Source organism: Mesorhizobium sp. WSM4829 (assembly GCF_055811475.1).
Window position 1 is genome coordinate 23,726 of sequence record NZ_JBVVQJ010000017.1, and the last position, 16,611, is coordinate 40,336.

Below are 16,611 nucleotides of genomic sequence, written 5' to 3' on the forward strand. Positions count from 1 at the left end.
ATTGGCGCGCAGCGCCAAGACGGTTGAGGGGTGTTGCACGGAGTGCCGGCGGTGCCAAGCTGGAGCACCCCTCATCCGACCGAGCGGAGCCTGTCCTCGGGCTTGCCCGAGGCAAGACCCGTGGACTCGGCCACCTTCTCCTACAAGGGGAGAAGGAGAGAGCCCAAGTCAAATCTCAGCAAGATCGCCCAGCGACTGTATCAGCGGCTGAATTTCGTTTTCATAATTCTTCCAGCGCTTGACCGACGATTTGTAGATCGGTTGGCGAACCTGCCAGCGGCTGGGCGTGTTGACCGAACCATCCCTGTCGAAAAAGCGCAGGCAGGCGTCATCCCAAGGCAGCCCGAGATAATCTATCAGGCGGCGTGACTGGGCTTCCTGGTCATCGACCAGCGTTTCGTAGCGATTTTCGAAGATAAGGCCCGGAAAAACCTTGTTCCAATGCTGCATCAGGCGGTCATACTCGCGATAGTACAGGCCTAGTGTGTTCAGGTCGGTGTTGTAGCTGTGTGCCTCGCTGAAGTTGAGGACGAAGCAGGAGACGCAATTGTCGATGGCGTCACGGCGGCAATGAATGATGCGCGCGTTGGGGAAGAGAAGCCCGATAAGGCCGATCAGTTCAAAATTGTGCGGTGTCTTATCCACGACGCGAAGTGCGGCAGGCGCCCGCTCCCGCAAATAGGACAGATGCTCTTCGGCCAAGGTTCTGGACAGGTCTTCCGTGATCGAGGTGATCGGCTGGTTCAAATCACCAGCCGATGATGTCTTGAGGCCGATCGCATTCGCAACCCGACTCAGCTTGCTAAGCTCCCCTGCGCCATGAACGTCGGGATGGCTGGCGCAGATCTGCTCGGTGAGCGTCGTCCCCGAGCGGGGCATGCCAACCACGAACACAGGCGCTTCGGAAGGATTTCCATAGCCGGCCCTGGCAGCTAAAAAGTCCGGCGTGACGGTTTCAATCATCGAATCGACCCACCGACGATACGAATCGATATCGAAGCTTTGGCCGGAGGCCTGTTTCGCCTTGTTGAAATGGTCGAATGCCTCGTCATAGCGCTTGAGGTCGTTCAGCACCTTGCCGGCGGCGTGATGGAGTTGCTGCGCGCCTTCCGAACCAAGTTTCGGATTACCGAGCTCACGAAGGATGGAGTGGAGCTCCTCGGGCTCCTCGGTGAAGTTTCGCGTCTGTACAAGGTCGTTGTAGGCAGAAGGCACGCCAATACGACGTGCGATTGCTTGCTTCAGATAGGCGGCGGCTTCATCCATACGCCCCAGGCCGCTGAGCGCGCTGGCCAGCCCGGCTCGCACCTTGGGATGATCGGGGTTGATTTTCAGCGCCTTCTCGTAAAGCGGCAGAGCCATGTCGGGCTTGTCAAATGCCGTGTAAGTGCGCCCCAATGCACAAAGTGCTTCGATAAGGCCGGGCTGCAGTTCCAGGGCGTACTGCATATGCTTGATTGCTGGCGCATACTCGCTGACCTTCACATAGGCCTCGCCCAGGCTGAGGTGGTAGTAGGGGTTTTTAGGTTCCTCGCCGACCGCCCGTGCGAAATATCGCAACGCCCGCTCATCGTCGTAACCCAGGTATATGGTCCCCAGGATGTATAAGGCCAGCGGATGGTTTGGCGTGCGCTCCAGAACCCGAAGGCATAGGTCCTGAGCCTCGTCGAGCCGCTTGGCCTGCTGAAAGGCATATGCCTGTTTCAGCAATGCGTCGTCGGCCTGCGCACGCGATTGGGCGCTTGCTTTCTGCGGGCTCACCAAAGGCTTCACTATCGGCCCCTTCACTTTTGGCGCGGGTCCGGGCTTGATGTGCTTTGACCAGGCAGGCGGGAGTCGATTGTTCATGATATCTCGCTAGCAAAAAGAAATATCTCGCTAGCAAAAAGTGCGGTGGGAATCCAGCATGCTGGCTGCAGCCAAGGCGGGAGCTTGCGCGGTTACCTGTGCCGCGCTAGCAAGAAGGCCCTTTTCGAGCGAGCCCCTTTTCGAGCGAGCCTTTGCCATGCGCCAGCGCCCTCCCCTCACGCCGATCGTCAGCGCGCTTCCTTCGACGGTGCCGTTTGTCGGCCCGGAGGCGCAGGAGCGGGATCGCGGCCGCGCCTTTCGCGCCCGCATCGGCGCCAATGAGAGCAGTTTTGGCCCCTCACCGCGCGTCATAGCCCGCATGGCCGGCATCGCCCGCGACATGTGGATGTATTGTGATCCCGACAATCACGATTTGAAGGTGACCGTTGCCGCGCATCTTGGCGTTGGTGCCGAAAACGTGGTGGTCGGCGAAGGCATAGACGGGTTGCTCAGCCTGGTGGCGCGCATGTATGTGGCATCTGGCGACGCGGTGGTCACCTCGCTCGGCGCCTATCCGACCTTCAATTTCCATATTGCCGGCGTCGGCGGCCGGCTGGTCGCGGTCCCCTACGAGAACGACCGGGAAAGCCTCGACGGCCTGTTGGCTGCGGTCACCAGGGACAAAGCGCCGCTGGTCTACCTGTCCAACCCGGACAATCCGATGGGAAGCTGGTGGGAGGCGGCGGAGCTCATCCGCTTCATCGAAGCCCTGCCGGAGACCACCATGCTGGTGCTCGACGAGGCCTATGGAGAATTGGGCCCTGCCTCGGCGCTGCCGCCGATCGACGTGTCACGGCCGAACGTCATCCGCATGCGCACCTTCTCGAAAGCCTACGGGCTGGCCGGCATACGCTGCGGCTATGCGGTGGCCGACGCCCAGGTGATCCGCGATTTCGAGAAGATCCGCAACCATTACGGCGTCAGCCGCATGGCGCAGATCGCCGGCGTCGAGGCGCTGGCCGATCAGGACTATCTGCAAAGCGTGGTGGCGCGGGTCGCTTCCGGCCGCCGGCGCATCGCCGGGATCGCCGAGGCCAATGGGCTGAAGCCGCTGCCCTCGGCTACCAATTTCGTCACCCTGGACTGCGGCGGCGACGGCGCCTTCGCGCTGAAGGTGCTGCAGGCGCTTTTGTCGCGCGATGTGTTCATCCGCAAGCCGATGGTGCCGGTGCTCGACCGCTGCATCAGGGTCAGCGTCGGCCTCGACCACGAGCTCGACATTTTTGCCGAGGAATTGCCGGGTGCACTGGCGGCAGCACGGGGAAGCTAGCGCGCCGTCGTCAAGACCCTGCAGGACCTTTTGATGCCTGCGGGACAGCGCCCCCTTCTGTCCTGCCGGACATCTGCCCCACGAGGGGGGAGGTTGGCGTTTTCGGCGGCTTTCGCCAATCTTCGGATGAAGAGCGCCGTCGGCAAAGCTGCCAATCTCCCCCCTTGAGGGGGAGATGTCCGGCAGGACAGAGGGGGGTCCTCGACCGTAGGGCGGAGAGATCAAAGGCAGTGAACCACTATCCCGTACCTCCGAGCAACCGCGGCAATGCGCGCAAGATGCGCAAGGCGATGACGGACGCCGAGCTGAAGCTCTGGAATGAGATCAGGGCGCACCGTCTCATGGGATTGTCGTTTCGACGACAGATGCCGATAGCCGGCTACATTGTCGATTTTGCCTGTCCGGACAAAAAGCTGATCGTCGAACTTGACGGCTCCCAGCACGCTCAGGCCGAAGCCTCGGCATCGGATGCTTACAGAAGCTCGAGGCTGGAGGCGATTGGCTGGACCATCCTGCGTTTCTGGAACGACGACGTCATTCGCGACATCGACAATGTCTGCCAGCACATCGTGATCGTAGCCGGCCTCGCAGGCGCGGACCCGTGTTGAGTGTTTGTCTCGCGGACCAAGATCGGCAGAGGTCGGCGGGACAGTACCCCCCTCTGTCCTGCCGGACATCTCCCCCTCAAGGGGGGAGATCGGCTGTCACCGCGGCTTTCGCCAATCTTCGGATGAAGAGCGCCGTCGGCAAAGCTGCCGATCTCCCCCTTGAGGGACGCTTGAGGGGAGATGTCCGGCAGGACAGAGGGGGTGGGAAGGATCGCGACGTCTGACATCGGCTCTTGAATTAATTGAACGTTCGTTTTATTCTTACCCTCTCAACGAGGCTTGCATGGCGCGCACGACCGGTTCCGACGGCGAAAAGACCGAAGCAGCGGTCCGCGAGGCGGCGGTCAGCCTGATCGCGCGTCTCGGCTATGAGGCAATGTCGATGCGCCAGCTGGCCGCCGAGGTCGGCGTCCAGGCGGCGGCGCTCTACCGTTATTTTCCGACCAAGCAAGACCTGTTGTTCACGCTGATGCGCGAGCACATGCAAGGGCTGATCGAGGCGTGGGACGCGGCCCGCCCGGCCGCGGCCGATCCGGTGACCCGGCTCGCCGCCTATGTCGAAAACCACATCGCCTTCCATGTCGAGCGCCGCCATTCCACCCATGTCTCGAACATGGAATTGCGCAGCCTGTCGCATGACCGCCTGACGCGGATCCTGCGTATGCGCACCGCCTATGAGAAGGAGCTGCGCGTCATTTTGCGCGACGGCGCAGAAGCCGGCGTCTTCAGCGTCGAAGACACAGGGCTGACAGCCATGGCGCTGATCCAGATGATGACCGGCGTCATCGTCTGGTTCCGGCCGGGCGAGCGGCTATCGATCTCGGAGGTAACCGCCACATATCTTTCAATGACGATGCGCCTGGTTGGAACAAAGGCCCATGGCGCGACAACGCGCCTGCAGCGCCACAGCCGGCGCGCAAAGGACGCTGTAGCACTTTGATTTTGCGCCCTTCCCGAAATCGAATTCGATTTCGGGCCGTGCGCCGGGAGGAACGGCATGTACACGCACACACTCAACTTCGGGCTTGACGAAGACATCGAGGCGCTGCGCGACCTGGTGCGGCGCTTCGCCCAGGACAAGATCGCCCCGATCGCCGCCGAGATCGACCGCTCAAACGAATTTCCGGCGCATCTGTGGGCCGAGCTCGGTGGGCTCGGCCTGCTCGGCATCACCGCCGATCCGGAATTCGGCGGCACCGGCATGGGCTATCTCGGCCATGTCGTGGCGATGGAGGAGATTTCGCGCGCCTCGGCCTCGGTCGGCCTCTCCTACGGCGCCCATTCCAACCTCTGCGTCAACCAGATCAATCGCTGGGCGACACCGGCGCAGAAGGAAAAATATCTGCCTGCGCTGTGCAGCGGCGAAAAGGTCGGCGCGCTGGCAATGTCGGAATCCGGCGCCGGCTCCGACGTCGTGTCGCTCAAACTGCGCGCGGAAAAGCGCAATGATTGCTATGTGCTGAACGGCACCAAGATGTGGATCACCAACGGCCCGGATGCCGAGACGCTGGTCGTCTACGCCAAGACCGATCCGGAACTCCAGTCGCGCGGCATCACCGCCTTCATCGTCGAAAAGGATTTCGCCGGATTTTCCGTCGCGCAAAAGCTCGACAAGCTCGGCATGCGCGGCTCCAACACCGGCGAACTGGTTTTTTCGGATGTCGAAGTGCCGTTCGACAATGTGCTGCATGAGGAAGGGCGCGGCGTCGAGGTGCTGATGTCGGGTCTCGACTACGAGCGCACGGTGCTCGCCGGCGGCCCACTCGGGCTGATGGCGGCGTGCCTCGATGTGGCGGTCCCCTATGTGCACGAACGCAAGCAGTTCGGTCAGCCGATCGGCGAGTTCCAGCTGGTGCAGGGCAAGCTCGCAGACATGTATACGACGACGAACGCCGCGCGCGCCTATGTCTATGCCGTCGCCGCTGCCTGCGACCGCGGCCAGACGAGCCGCAAGGACGCCGCCGCTTGCGTGCTGTTCGCTGCCGAGAAGGCGACGCAGATGGCGCTCGACGCCATCCAGCTGCTGGGCGGCAATGGCTACATCAACGACTATCCTACTGGCCGGCTTTTGCGCGACGCCAAGCTCTACGAGATCGGCGCCGGCACCAGCGAGATCCGCCGCTGGCTGATCGGGCGGGAAATCATGGCGGAAGGAGTCTGATGGCACTATTTCCTGAATTTGCCATGTTGGACAATTTGCCCCATATTTCTCCTGAGATGTCATATTTCCGGACCGGGGCAGAACATGGCGAACGGAACCGAAAAGGTTGGGTTTGACGAGAACCCGCCGACACAATTCGACGCAGGAGCTCAAAAAACTCCGCTCCGGATGCCAGCGAAACGCGAGCGCGTCAGACTTGGCGAGGGCGGACGCTTCGTGATCCCGGCCGCGATGCGCGAGGAAATCGGCGTGAAGCCTGGTGAAGACTTGATCCTTCATGTCGAGAACGGCGAGTTGCGGGTAAGGTCGTGGCTTCGGAATCTGCGGCGCGTCCAGGCCGAATTGTCAGCGTTGAAAAAGCCCGGCGAAAGTGTCGTCGACGAATTTCTGAAGGAGCGGCGGGAAGAACAGCGTCGAAGCGATAGACGTTTGGACCGGCTTCATGCCTTGGGAATGGCGAGGAAGGGAGCGAAGTGAAAGCTTACGTCATGGACAGCTCGGCGGCGCTTGCGATCCTGCTTGACGAGAAAGGCACCGATGTTGCCTTGGGTTTCGCGCCGGATGCGCAATTCAGCTCCGTCAATGCGGCCGAAATTATCGCCAAGCTGATCGACAAGGGACGCAGCATGGAAGAGGCCGCGGACGACCTCGCCAGTCTCGGCATGCCGGTCGCTGCTTTCGACGAGATGATGGGCATCGCCGCCGGTCAGCTTCGCGAGTTGACGCGGCATCGCGGCTTGTCGCTGGGCGATCGGGCCTGCCTGGCCCTGGCAATTCGCGAGAACGCCATAGCCGTCACCGCCGACCGCGGCTGGGGCGACCTGGATATCGGTTGCAAGATCGAACTGATCCGGTAACGCCAATGGCCCCCCTCACCTCGCAAATCTCGCCAGCCTCCGACACCTTCCGCGCCAATGCCGAGCGCATGCGGGCGCTGGTCGCCGACATTGCGCAAAAGGCGGCAACCGTCGAGCGTGGCGGCTCGGAGGAAGCGCGTGAGCGCCACCAGAGCCGCGGCAAGCTTTTGCCGCGCGAGCGCCTCGCCCAATTGCTCGACACCGGCTCGCCATTCCTCGAGATCGGCCAGTTCGCCGCGTGGTCGATGTATGGTGAGGACATCGCATCGGCCGGCATCATTGCCGGCATCGGCCGCGTCGAAGGCAGCGAAGTGATGGTCGTCGTCAATGACGCCACGGTGAAGGGCGGCACCTATTATCCAATGACGGTGAAGAAGCATCTGCGCGCGCAGGAGATCGCGCTGCAGAACAGATTGCCTTGCGTCTATCTGGTCGACAGCGGCGGCGCCAACCTGCCCAACCAGGACGAGGTGTTTCCCGACCGCGACCATTTCGGCCGCATCTTTTACAATCAGGCCAACATGTCGGCTGCTGGCATTCCGCAGATCGCCTGCGTCATGGGTTCGTGCACGGCGGGCGGCGCCTATGTGCCGGCGATGTCGGACGAGACGATCATGGTGCGCAACCAGGCGACCATCTTCCTCGGCGGTCCGCCGCTGGTGAAGGCCGCTACCGGCGAGGACGTCAGCGCGGAGGAATTGGGCGGCGCCGAGGTCCACACGCGGCTTTCCGGCGTGGCCGATCATTTTGCGCTGGACGACGAGCATGCGCTGGCGATCGCGCGCCGCATCGTCAAGAACCTCAATCGAAAGAAGCAGATCGGGCTGGCGCTACGCGATCCGATTGCGCCGCTTCATGCAGCCGAAGAACTCTACGGCATCGTGCCGACCGATCTGCGCCAGCCCTATGACGTGCGTGAAGTGATCGCCCGCATCGTCGACGGCTCCGAATTCGACGAGTTCAAGCAGAACTATGGCACCACGCTGGTCACCGGCTTTGCCCATCTCAACGGCATGCCGGTCGGCATCATCGCCAACAACGGCGTGCTGTTTTCCGAAAGTGCGCTGAAGGGCGCGCATTTCATCGAGTTGTGCTGCCAGCGCAAGATTCCGCTGATCTTCCTGCAGAACATCACCGGCTTCATGGTCGGGCGAAAATACGAGGCCGGCGGCATCGCCAAGGACGGCGCCAAGCTGGTGATGGCGGTCGCCACGGCCCGCGTGCCGAAGGTCACCATGATCATCGGCGGCTCGTTCGGCGCCGGCAATTACGGCATGTGCGGACGCGCCTATTCGCCACGCTTCCTGTGGATGTGGCCGAATGCCCGCATCTCGGTGATGGGCGGCGAGCAGGCGGCCACCGTGCTGGCCGTGGTCAAGCGCGAGGGGATCGAACGCAAGGGCGGGGAATGGAGCGCGGAGGAGGAGGCAAAATTCAAGAAGCCGATCCTGATGAAATACGAGCATGAGGGCCACCCGCTGTATTCCTCCGCCCGGCTCTGGGACGACGGCATCATCGATCCGGCCAAGACGCGCGAGGTGCTGGCGCTCAGCCTGTCCGCAGCGCTGAACGCCGGGATCGAGGAGACAAGCTTCGGCGTGTTCAGGATGTGACCGATGAGCGAGATCGAGGCAAGGATTCGCGTTCATGTCGGCGACATCACCAGGCTGGCGGTCGACGCCATCGTCAACGCCGCCAACACCTCACTTCTGGGTGGCGGGGGCGTCGACGGCGCCATCCACCGTGCGGCCGGCCCCGAACTTCTGGCCGAATGCCAATCCCTCAATGGCTGCAAGGTCGGCGACGCAAAACTCACCAAGGGCTACAGGCTGCCGGCACGCTATGTCATCCACACGGTCGGGCCGGTCTGGCAAGGCGGCGGCAAGGGCGAAGCCGAGTTGTTGGCCTCCTGCTACCGCCGGTCGCTCGAACTCGCCGCCGCCATTGATTTGCGGACGGTGGCATTTCCGGCGATCTCGACCGGTGTATACCGGTATCCAAAGGACCAGGCGACGCAGATCGCCGTTGGCACGGTGAGCGCCTTTGTCAGCCACAATGCGGTTCCTGAAACCGTCATCTTCTGCTGCTTCGACCAACAGACGGCGGACCTATACCAGCAGGCGTTGCTGCTTGGCGGAGCGTGACCGGCACAGGTAGGAAAATCCCTTCATAGTTTCAGACTTATTTTCATTCACCGATCTGGTCAGACGAAAGAATCGCGGTTATTGCTTATCGCAAATACCGTGGGGATTGGGCGAAGATGAGACTGCAGTTTTTTCAAAAAACAACTATGTCAGTACTTTCGACGTTGCTTATATTAGCGACCCCTGGCGTGGGAGCGGCGGAATCGCTGGCGGGAAACAAAGGCGACCGTCGTTTCGCCGTCAATTTTCCGGCAGGTTCGACCGGAGATTGCCCGAAAGCCTACAAATCCTATGTCGCGGCCAGCGGCCATTCGGCCTATGCGACGACGTTCTATTCGCGCGTCAGCGACCTCTACATCATCTGTGGTTCCACGCTCAACGCCCCCTCGCAACAGGCCGCGGAAGAGAGAGCGTTGCGCAATTGTCAGGCCGGCTTGACGAGGTGGAAACTCAAGACGGCGGCAGGCGGCTGCGCCATCGCCGCCTCCAAGTAGGTTGCTGCAGCAACGGGCGCAAATACCAGCGGGATGGGGCGAAGATGACACTGCAACGTTTTCAGACGTAAGCGGGCCTGGCTTACCGATCCTTTGACAATGGCCGGACTGCAAAGCAGGGTGTTGCCACAGCCCGCGTGAAGGAGCATTCGCGCCGTTGGCGGCAAGCTCTGGCTTTGGAGGTCCCATGTTCGCCAAAATCCTGATCGCCAACCGCGGCGAGATCGCTTGCCGGGTGATCCGCACCGCGCGCAGGATGGGCGTGCGCACGGTCGCCGTCTATTCCGATGCCGACGCCGGCGCCTTGCATGTCGAGATGGCCGACGAAGCGGTGCATATCGGACCCTCGCCGGTCGGCGAAAGTTATCTGCGCGGCGACAAGATCGTCGCGGCGGCTTTGGCCACCGGCGCCGAAGCCATCCATCCCGGCTACGGTTTTCTGTCGGAAAACCCTGATTTCGTCGATCAGGTGACAGCGGCCGGGCTCGTCTTCATCGGCCCGTCGGCCGCCTCGATCCGCGCCATGGGGCTGAAGGACGCGGCCAAGCGGCTGATGGAGAAGGCCGGCGTGCCGGTTGTCCCGGGCTATCACGGCGAGGCGCAGGAGATCGTGCTGCTCGCCTCCAAGGCACGCGAGATCGGCTATCCCGTGCTGATCAAGGCGCGCGCCGGCGGCGGCGGCAAGGGCATGCGGCGCGTCGAACATCCCGACGACTTTTCCGAGGCGCTGTCGGGTGCGCGGCGCGAGGCCAAGGCCGCGTTCGGCGACGACCGCGTGCTGGTCGAGAAATATGTCGACAAGCCGCGCCACATCGAGGTTCAGGTTTTCGGCGATATCTTCGGCAATGTCGTGCATCTCTACGAGCGCGACTGCTCGGCGCAGCGGCGTCACCAGAAGGTGATCGAGGAAGCCCCCGCCCCCGGGATGACGCCGGCATTGCGCAAGGCAATGACGGAGGCGGCGGTGAAGGCCGCCAAGGCGATCGACTATTCCGGCGCCGGCACGATCGAGTTCATCGTCGACGCCTCGCAAGGGCTGAAGGCCGACCGCTTCTGGTTCATGGAAATGAACACTCGCCTGCAGGTCGAGCATCCCGTCTCCGAAATGGTCACCGGCACCGATCTGGTCGAATGGCAGTTGCGGGTGGCGTCCGGCGAAAAGCTGCCGAAGACGCAGAGCGAGATTGCGCTCTCCGGACATGCCTTCGAGGCGCGCATCTATGCCGAAGACGCGGCAAAGGGTTTTTTGCCGGCGACGGGCACGCTGCATCACCTGAAATTTCCGCATACAGCGCCCGAGGGCGCCAGCATGCGGATCGAGACCGGCGTGCGGACCGGCGATGCCATCTCGCCGTTCTACGACCCGATGATCGCCAAGCTCGTCGTCCATGGCAAGAACAGGCAGGCGGCGCTCGAAGCACTGGGCATTTCCCTTTCGCAAACCGAGATCGCCGGCTCGACCGTCAACACCGCCTTTCTCGCGGCTCTCGCCGCTGACGCGGACTTTTCGGCAGGTGACGTCGACACCGGGCTGATCGGCAGGCACCAGCAAGCGCTGACCGCAGTGCCGCCGCCGAGCAGCGAGATCGTCGCCGCGGCCGCACTTGCAGCGTCCGGCGCCGGGGCTCAGGCGCCGACCCGCGAGCCGTGGTCGTCGCTTGCCGGCTATGCGCATTTCCACGCGATGGCGCGGCGCACGCGGCTTCGCTACGGCGAGGACGATATCCTGGCGCTTGTATCGATGCGGCCGGACGGGCGCTTCCAGGTGGCACTGGACGCACCTTATGACAGCGCGCTTGATCTTCGCGCTGCCCCTCGCCTCGCCCGCTGGCCAGGCCATGTCACTGTCTTTTCAGGCGCCGTCGGCTACAGCTTCGCGGTGCCGGACCCGTTGGCAAGAGCCGACGAAATCGCCGCCGGTGCCGACAGCCTGCGCGCGCCGATGCCGGGCTTGGTCAAGCTGGTGCGCGCGGCAAAAGGCGAAACCGTCATCAAGGGCCAGCCGCTGTTGATCCTCGAAGCGATGAAGATGGAGCACACGATTTCCGCCACGCATGACGGGACGATCGCCGAGATCGCAACAGAGGGCGCACAGGTCACCGATGGGACGGTGCTGGTGCGTTTTGCCGAGGAAGCCCACGGCTGACGCTGTTCATCCAAGGAGAGGCGACGACGGAAGACGCGCGCCGCAAACGCATGACCAAATGAAAATGGCCGGATCTGCCCCGGCCATCTCCGATTGTCGCCAGGCGCTAAAGCGCGTCGCAGGCGACGCGCTTTAGTTCTTGTTTTTGTGCATGTCGTTTTCGCAAAACCGCTGCGCACTTTTGCGCGACATGCAATGGCGATCAAGGCTGGATCGGCGCGTATTTGCCGTCGTGCCACTGGTTGATGTCGTAGCTGACGTTCTTGAGGTCGCCCTTTTCATCGAAAGTGACAGGGCCGACGACGGTGCTGATCGGCTCACCGTTCTTCAGCGCTTCGGCAACCTTGGCCGGGTCGTCGCTGCCGGCGCGCTTGATGCCCTCGGCAAAGGCCTGGATCACGGCATAGGAGAACAGCGTAAAGCCCTCGGGCACGAAGCCGCCCGCCTTGATCTTTTCGATGGCCTGCTTGGCTTCGGGCTTCGCCTGCGGATCCGACGGGAAGACGAACATGGTGCCTTCGCCGGCCGGGCCGGCAACCTGCCAGAATTCCGGCGTGGCAATCGAGTCCGGCATGATCAGCTGGAACTTGAAGTCCTGTTCCGCCGACTGGCGCAGGATGAGGCCGGCCTCTGGGTGGTAGCCGCCGAAATAGACCACATCAGCCTTCAGTTCCTTGAGCTTGGTGACAAGCGCCGAGTAGTCCTTTTCGCCGGCGTTGATGCCCTCGTAGAGGATCTCGTTGAGGCCGTTCTGGTTCATCGTCGCCTTGACGGCATCGGCCACGCCCTGCCCATAGGCGCTCTTGTCATGCATGATGACGACCTTCTTGCCGGCGTATTTCTTGGCGATCCATGGACCGATGAAGGCGCCTTGCGCATCATCGCGCGTATAAAGGCGCATGATCGTCGGCCAGCCGGATTTCGCCGCCGCGTCTGTCAGCTCCGGGTTCGACGAAGCCGGACTCATCATCATCGCACCGGCTTCGGCATAGACGGCCGAGGCCGGGATGCTCGAGCCCGAGCAGGCATGGCCATCGATGAACTTGACGCCGTTGGCGACGATGCGGTTTGCGACCGAAACCGCCTGCTTCGGATCGCACTGGTCATCCTGGACGTCGAGCTTGATCTGGCGGCCGTCGACGCCGCCGGCGGCGTTGATCGCGTCGGCGGCGGCTTGCGCGCCCTGCTTGAACTGGTCGCCGATGGTGGCAAGCTGTCCGGTCATCGGTCCGACCACCGAAAAGGTGATGTCTTCGGCGAAGGCCGGCGCGCTTATCACCAGGCCGACAATGGCCGCGCTCAAAATACCCAACTTTTTCATGGCGATACAACTCCTCCACTCGCGCGCGGCCGCTCCGACCGCGCCTCTTCCAGATTAGGTGGGAGAATTTCACCGTTCGCCAAGCCTGTCTTGGCGCATCGGCGGCACTCGATTGGGCCTGCCGGCTTTCTGTTTGACCATGATCTTTTCCAAAAACCAGTTTCCACTTTTTGGGACCATGGTCCGAAAACGCGAAAAGCCGCGCCGGCCTTGTTCCGGCCGGTCGCGGCTTTTGTCGATCGAACAATCCCGAACGCTACGCGCGCCCCGAAAACCGCTCGCTTCCCTGTCCGTCGCGCAGCTGGGCTGTATCCGGCCTGCGGCGTTCTTGTCATTGTTGGTCCGGCCGTCTTCCCGCAGCCTTGTTCTTGCCGGTCCGGCCGTCTTCGCGCGGCCTTGAAGCGTCCCTGTCGGTGATTTCAGTACATGATGAGTTCAGGTGAGACTTAGTGCATCGTCATCCATTCGCGGGCTTCGCGCAGCGCCCTGGCGATCTCGACTTTCGACATGGCGGCCGACAATTCCGAGCGCAGTTCCGCGGCGCGCACCGAGCCCTTGATCGCAGCGATGTTGAACCATTTGTGGGCGGCGACGACATCGGTCTCGCAATCGCGGCCGGTCGCATACATCATGCCCAGTTCGAAAAGAATGTCGGCCTGGGCAGTTGCCCCCATGGCGCCGAAGCCGGCTTCAGGCATTTCAAAACGTGCCATTTCAATCCCCTGTTCTAGCCCCTGTCAGGCTCCCGAGAGCTGCCTCGTTCTGTCCCTTGGAAACCCTTGGGGCGGCTGCTCTTTCGATGCTTTCGAGAATGAACCGAAGGCTTGAATCCGTCGTTAAACGGCGTGCTTAATTTGAGGAAAACAAAGCTAAAACAAGAGGTAAACGCCGAAATTCATTAACGATGCAAAGCCAGCAATTGCGCCGGTTTGCGCCAAAATTGATGAAAATATGCAAGGCGCAAATCAAGACTCCGCTAACCACGGAAGACAAAGCCAGCATGCCCGGTGTTTCATTTCTCGCCGACCAGACCGCTTCGGGCGGCCGGGAAAAATCCCGAAGTCTTCCGCAGCGGCACCGCTTTTGTTTTGCCGGGAGGTGGATTAGCTTACGTTTGCGTAAGAGGCAGACTGGCGGGGCGGAACGTTCGTCCGGATGCCCACAGGGAGGAGAAGCATGTTTCGCAAAATCAGCATGGCCCTCGCGGCCACATTGATCATGGCCGGCACCGCTTGGGCCGACCCGATCGAAGGCAACTGGAAAACGCAAGCCGGTTCGACCGCCGCCATCACGGGCGGTGGCGACGCATTTTCCATCACGCTCAAATCCGGCAAGTTTGCCGGCAAGCGCATCGGTTCGTTCAAGGTGTCCGGCGCCAACAAATACACGGGTACGATAACCGACCCGGAGACCGACAAGACCTATTCGGGCAAGGCCTCGGTCTCAGGCGCTTCGCTCAAGATGAGCGGCTGCGTGCTGGGCGGGCTGATCTGCAGGAGCCAGACCTGGCACAAGCTCTGATCGTTTCGACTGCCGCACAATGAAAACGGGGCCGCAAAGGCCCCGTTTTTGTTCGCGCCTCTGTGTTTGGGAACACCGATCGATCGCGCAGGCTGCGCCTTCTGCGCCTAACAGTCCAAATTTGAACCGCAGATGAACGCCGGCATCAGAACCGGTTCAGTTGCATCAGGGCATTCTCATGCGTGTCGAAGGAGACACCACGCCATGTTCGCCCGCCGCTTCACCATCGTCTGCCTGCTGATGAGCCTGTTCGGCATGTCGTTCGCCATCCTCGTTGCAGAGGCCGGCCGGCCCAACCGGCAGGAATTGGCCCGCTCCTGGAACCAGGCCAATTCCTGCCGGTTCGATTGCGTGAACCATTTTCGCCCCTGAACCGACAAAGTCTTCGAGAGGAGAAAGCAAAAACCATGGACCGCATCGTCGCCAACGCCCGCAAGACCCTTCGGCTTGTGCCGCGGGCGACGCTCATCCTGATGGTTCTTGCGGCCCCGGTTCTGGCCGTGCCCTCGATGCGCGCCGATGCCGGCTCGACAATCGAAGCGCCGGCGCTGAAGAAGACCGGCGTCGGCTTTGTGCTGCTGATCAGCCTGCGGCGCGGCTAGGCAATCGGCCTTCATCGAAACCATGCAAAATAAAAAACGATCCTTCGGCCCCCTCCCAACCGCATGGCCAAGCCTCTATATTGGGTCATGGAAAAGCGAATCTATCCCCAAGCCATAGACTCAGTCGTGATGCCGGAGCCGTTTGGCCGGCAGATCTTCAATGATGCAGCAAAGGCCGTCGCGGCCTTGCAGGCCCTCTACGACCGCAACACCAAATTCCTGCGCGATTCGTTTACGGCGCTCGCCGCAGGCGGCGACAACAACAAACGCTACCGGGCCTTTTATCCGGAGGTCGGTGTCACCACGACTTCGTTCACCCAGATCGACTCGCGGCAGGCTTACGGCCATATGCCGACGCCCGGGCATTTCTCGACCACCATAACCCAGCCCGCCCTTTTCGAACGCTATCTCATCGAACAGCTTCGCCTGATCATGCGCAATCACGGCGTTCCGGTCACGGTTTCGGAATCGACGACGCCCATCCCGCTGCATTTCGCATTCCTGGAAGGCTCGCATGTCGACGGCGCGGCAGCCGAGCGCATCAGGCGGCCGATCCGTGACCTGTTCGACGTGCCGGATCTCGACGGCACCGACGACCAGATCGCCAACGGCACGTTCGAAGTGGCGTTAGGCGAAGCCAGGCCGTTGGCGGCGTTCACGGCGCAACGCATCGACTACTCGCTGCACCGGATGTCGCACTACACGGCGACCAGTCCGCAGCATTTCCAGAATTTCGTGTTGTTCACCAACTACCAGTTCTACATCGACGAATTCGTCGCACGTGCGCACGATCTGATGGCGAAAGGCGGCGGCGGATACGTCGAATTCGTCGAACCGGGAAACGTCGTCACCAAGGCTGGACAAAGCGCGCCCAGCCATGGCGTGGCGCCGCCGCGCCTGCCGCAGATGCCGGCCTACCATCTGAAGAAGCCGAACCATGGCGGCATCACCATGGTCAATATCGGTGTCGGCCCCTCCAACGCCAAGACGATCACCGACCACATAGCGGTGCTCAGGCCGCATGCCTGGGTGATGCTCGGCCATTGCGCCGGCCTGCGCAACACCCAGGCGCTGGGCGACTATGTGCTGGCGCACGCCTATGTGCGGGAAGACCATGTTCTGGACGACGATCTTCCGGTCTGGGTGCCGATCCCGCCGCTGGCCGAAATCCAGGTGGCGCTGCAGGAGGCGGTCGCCGAAGTCACCGGCCTTTCCGGCTATGACCTCAAGCGTATCATGCGCACCGGCACAGTCGCTACCATCGACAACCGCAACTGGGAGTTGCGCGACCAGCGTGGGCCAGTGCAACGGCTGTCGCAGTCACGGGCGATCGCGCTCGACATGGAGTCGGCGACGATCGCCGCCAATGGCTTCCGCTTCCGCGTACCCTACGGTACGCTGCTTTGCGTCTCCGACAAACCGCTGCATGGCGAATTGAAGCTGCCCGGCATGGCGACCGAGTTCTACAAGCGGCAAGTGGCACAGCATTTGACCATCGGCATCAGGGCGATGGAAAAGCTGGCCGAGATGCCGATGGAACGGTTGCATTCGCGCAAGCTCAGAAGCTTTTCGGAGACCGCGTTCCAGTAGGAGCGAGCGGCCTGCGACCCTGGTAACAGCGCGGCAGGGCATTTCATAA

The 16,611-nt window shown here is 62.1% G+C and carries 17 protein-coding genes; 14 read left to right on the forward strand and 3 right to left on the reverse strand.

Going from position 1 to position 16,611, the window contains the following annotated elements:
- Positions 1 to 168: 168 nt before the first annotated feature.
- Entirely contained in the window at positions 169 to 1,848 is a 1,680-nt protein-coding gene (locus AC0L17_RS17645; protein WP_473516775.1) for a tetratricopeptide repeat-containing sulfotransferase family protein, read from the reverse strand.
- A gap of 157 nt (positions 1,849 to 2,005) precedes the next feature.
- On the opposite strand from AC0L17_RS17645, the gene AC0L17_RS17650 reads away from it, so the two are divergent.
- The 10 genes from AC0L17_RS17650 to AC0L17_RS17695 all read left to right on the forward strand — a co-directional run bounded on the left by AC0L17_RS17650 (position 2,006) and on the right by AC0L17_RS17695 (position 11,528).
- Entirely contained in the window at positions 2,006 to 3,118 is a 1,113-nt protein-coding gene (locus AC0L17_RS17650; RefSeq protein ID WP_473516776.1) for a pyridoxal phosphate-dependent aminotransferase, read from the forward strand.
- Positions 3,119 to 3,348: 230 nt separating this feature from the next.
- A complete protein-coding gene (locus AC0L17_RS17655) occupies positions 3,349 to 3,726 on the forward strand; it encodes an endonuclease domain-containing protein (RefSeq protein WP_473516777.1) in 378 nt (125 codons plus the stop codon).
- A 283-nt stretch (positions 3,727 to 4,009) separates the two neighbouring features.
- Positions 4,010 to 4,666 (forward strand): TetR/AcrR family transcriptional regulator, encoded by a 657-nt coding sequence (locus AC0L17_RS17660; protein ID WP_473516778.1) that lies wholly within the window; start codon positions 4,010 to 4,012, stop codon positions 4,664 to 4,666.
- A 57-nt stretch (positions 4,667 to 4,723) separates the two neighbouring features.
- On the forward strand, positions 4,724 to 5,887 hold the full coding sequence (locus AC0L17_RS17665; RefSeq protein ID WP_473516779.1) for an isovaleryl-CoA dehydrogenase: 1,164 nt from the start codon (positions 4,724 to 4,726) through the stop codon (positions 5,885 to 5,887).
- A gap of 84 nt (positions 5,888 to 5,971) precedes the next feature.
- Complete coding sequence (locus tag AC0L17_RS17670) at positions 5,972 to 6,364, forward strand: AbrB/MazE/SpoVT family DNA-binding domain-containing protein (RefSeq protein ID WP_473516780.1); 393 nt, start codon at positions 5,972 to 5,974, stop codon at positions 6,362 to 6,364.
- Positions 6,361 to 6,744: a type II toxin-antitoxin system VapC family toxin gene (locus AC0L17_RS17675; protein WP_128168076.1), complete on the forward strand. Its 384-nt coding sequence runs from the start codon at positions 6,361 to 6,363 to the stop codon at positions 6,742 to 6,744. The genes AC0L17_RS17670 and AC0L17_RS17675 overlap by 4 nt, the downstream gene beginning before the upstream one ends.
- Before the next feature lie 5 nt (positions 6,745 to 6,749).
- On the forward strand, positions 6,750 to 8,357 hold the full coding sequence (locus AC0L17_RS17680) for a carboxyl transferase domain-containing protein (RefSeq protein WP_473516781.1): 1,608 nt from the start codon (positions 6,750 to 6,752) through the stop codon (positions 8,355 to 8,357).
- 3 nt (positions 8,358 to 8,360) lie between these two features.
- A complete protein-coding gene (locus AC0L17_RS17685; protein ID WP_473516782.1) occupies positions 8,361 to 8,888 on the forward strand; it encodes an O-acetyl-ADP-ribose deacetylase in 528 nt (175 codons plus the stop codon).
- Between the two features lie 116 nt (positions 8,889 to 9,004).
- Positions 9,005 to 9,382, forward strand: coding sequence for a hypothetical protein (locus AC0L17_RS17690; RefSeq protein ID WP_473516783.1), 378 nt, complete (start codon positions 9,005 to 9,007; stop codon positions 9,380 to 9,382).
- A 187-nt stretch (positions 9,383 to 9,569) separates the two neighbouring features.
- Positions 9,570 to 11,528 carry an acetyl/propionyl/methylcrotonyl-CoA carboxylase subunit alpha gene (locus tag AC0L17_RS17695; protein ID WP_473516784.1) on the forward strand — a complete coding sequence of 653 codons (1,959 nt, stop codon included), beginning with the start codon at positions 9,570 to 9,572 and terminating at the stop codon, positions 11,526 to 11,528.
- 202 nt (positions 11,529 to 11,730) lie between these two features.
- On the opposite strand, the gene AC0L17_RS17700 is transcribed toward AC0L17_RS17695, so the two are convergent.
- Positions 11,731 to 12,849 (reverse strand): ABC transporter substrate-binding protein, encoded by a 1,119-nt coding sequence (locus AC0L17_RS17700; protein WP_473516785.1) that lies wholly within the window; start codon positions 12,847 to 12,849, stop codon positions 11,731 to 11,733.
- Positions 12,850 to 13,295: 446 nt separating this feature from the next.
- Positions 13,296 to 13,562 carry an SEL1-like repeat protein gene (locus tag AC0L17_RS17705; RefSeq protein ID WP_027152750.1) on the reverse strand — a complete coding sequence of 89 codons (267 nt, stop codon included), beginning with the start codon at positions 13,560 to 13,562 and terminating at the stop codon, positions 13,296 to 13,298.
- Positions 13,563 to 14,025: 463 nt separating this feature from the next.
- Between AC0L17_RS17705 and AC0L17_RS17710 the strand changes: the two genes are divergently transcribed.
- The 4 genes from AC0L17_RS17710 (at position 14,026) to AC0L17_RS17725 (ending at position 16,562) form a co-directional block, all read left to right on the forward strand.
- On the forward strand, positions 14,026 to 14,370 hold the full coding sequence (locus AC0L17_RS17710) for a DUF2147 domain-containing protein (RefSeq protein ID WP_027152751.1): 345 nt from the start codon (positions 14,026 to 14,028) through the stop codon (positions 14,368 to 14,370).
- 204 nt (positions 14,371 to 14,574) lie between these two features.
- Positions 14,575 to 14,742 (forward strand): hypothetical protein, encoded by a 168-nt coding sequence (locus AC0L17_RS17715; RefSeq protein ID WP_473516786.1) that lies wholly within the window; start codon positions 14,575 to 14,577, stop codon positions 14,740 to 14,742.
- A 35-nt stretch (positions 14,743 to 14,777) separates the two neighbouring features.
- Positions 14,778 to 14,972 carry a hypothetical protein gene (locus tag AC0L17_RS17720; RefSeq protein ID WP_473516787.1) on the forward strand — a complete coding sequence of 65 codons (195 nt, stop codon included), beginning with the start codon at positions 14,778 to 14,780 and terminating at the stop codon, positions 14,970 to 14,972.
- A 129-nt stretch (positions 14,973 to 15,101) separates the two neighbouring features.
- Positions 15,102 to 16,562, forward strand: coding sequence for an AMP nucleosidase (locus tag AC0L17_RS17725; RefSeq protein ID WP_236371758.1), 1,461 nt, complete (start codon positions 15,102 to 15,104; stop codon positions 16,560 to 16,562).
- The last annotated feature ends 49 nt before the right edge of the window (positions 16,563 to 16,611 follow it).

Bases quoted from the DNA above. Each gene is read 5' to 3' on its own strand.
- AC0L17_RS17645 (WP_473516775.1), bottom strand. From the start codon at position 1,848: ATGAACAATCGACTCCCGCCTGCCTGGTCAAAGCACATCAAGCCCGGA.
- AC0L17_RS17650 (WP_473516776.1), top strand. From the start codon at position 2,006: ATGCGCCAGCGCCCTCCCCTCACGCCGATCGTCAGCGCGCTTCCTTCG.
- AC0L17_RS17660 (WP_473516778.1), top strand. From the start codon at position 4,010: ATGGCGCGCACGACCGGTTCCGACGGCGAAAAGACCGAAGCAGCGGTC.
- AC0L17_RS17665 (WP_473516779.1), top strand. From the start codon at position 4,724: ATGTACACGCACACACTCAACTTCGGGCTTGACGAAGACATCGAGGCG.
- AC0L17_RS17670 (WP_473516780.1), top strand. From the start codon at position 5,972: ATGGCGAACGGAACCGAAAAGGTTGGGTTTGACGAGAACCCGCCGACA.
- AC0L17_RS17680 (WP_473516781.1), top strand. From the start codon at position 6,750: ATGGCCCCCCTCACCTCGCAAATCTCGCCAGCCTCCGACACCTTCCGC.
- AC0L17_RS17685 (WP_473516782.1), top strand. From the start codon at position 8,361: ATGAGCGAGATCGAGGCAAGGATTCGCGTTCATGTCGGCGACATCACC.
- AC0L17_RS17690 (WP_473516783.1), top strand. From the start codon at position 9,005: ATGAGACTGCAGTTTTTTCAAAAAACAACTATGTCAGTACTTTCGACG.
- AC0L17_RS17695 (WP_473516784.1), top strand. From the start codon at position 9,570: ATGTTCGCCAAAATCCTGATCGCCAACCGCGGCGAGATCGCTTGCCGG.
- AC0L17_RS17700 (WP_473516785.1), bottom strand. From the start codon at position 12,849: ATGAAAAAGTTGGGTATTTTGAGCGCGGCCATTGTCGGCCTGGTGATA.
- AC0L17_RS17705 (WP_027152750.1), bottom strand. From the start codon at position 13,562: ATGGCACGTTTTGAAATGCCTGAAGCCGGCTTCGGCGCCATGGGGGCA.
- AC0L17_RS17710 (WP_027152751.1), top strand. From the start codon at position 14,026: ATGTTTCGCAAAATCAGCATGGCCCTCGCGGCCACATTGATCATGGCC.
- AC0L17_RS17715 (WP_473516786.1), top strand. From the start codon at position 14,575: ATGTTCGCCCGCCGCTTCACCATCGTCTGCCTGCTGATGAGCCTGTTC.
- AC0L17_RS17720 (WP_473516787.1), top strand. From the start codon at position 14,778: ATGGACCGCATCGTCGCCAACGCCCGCAAGACCCTTCGGCTTGTGCCG.
- AC0L17_RS17725 (WP_236371758.1), top strand. From the start codon at position 15,102: ATGCCGGAGCCGTTTGGCCGGCAGATCTTCAATGATGCAGCAAAGGCC.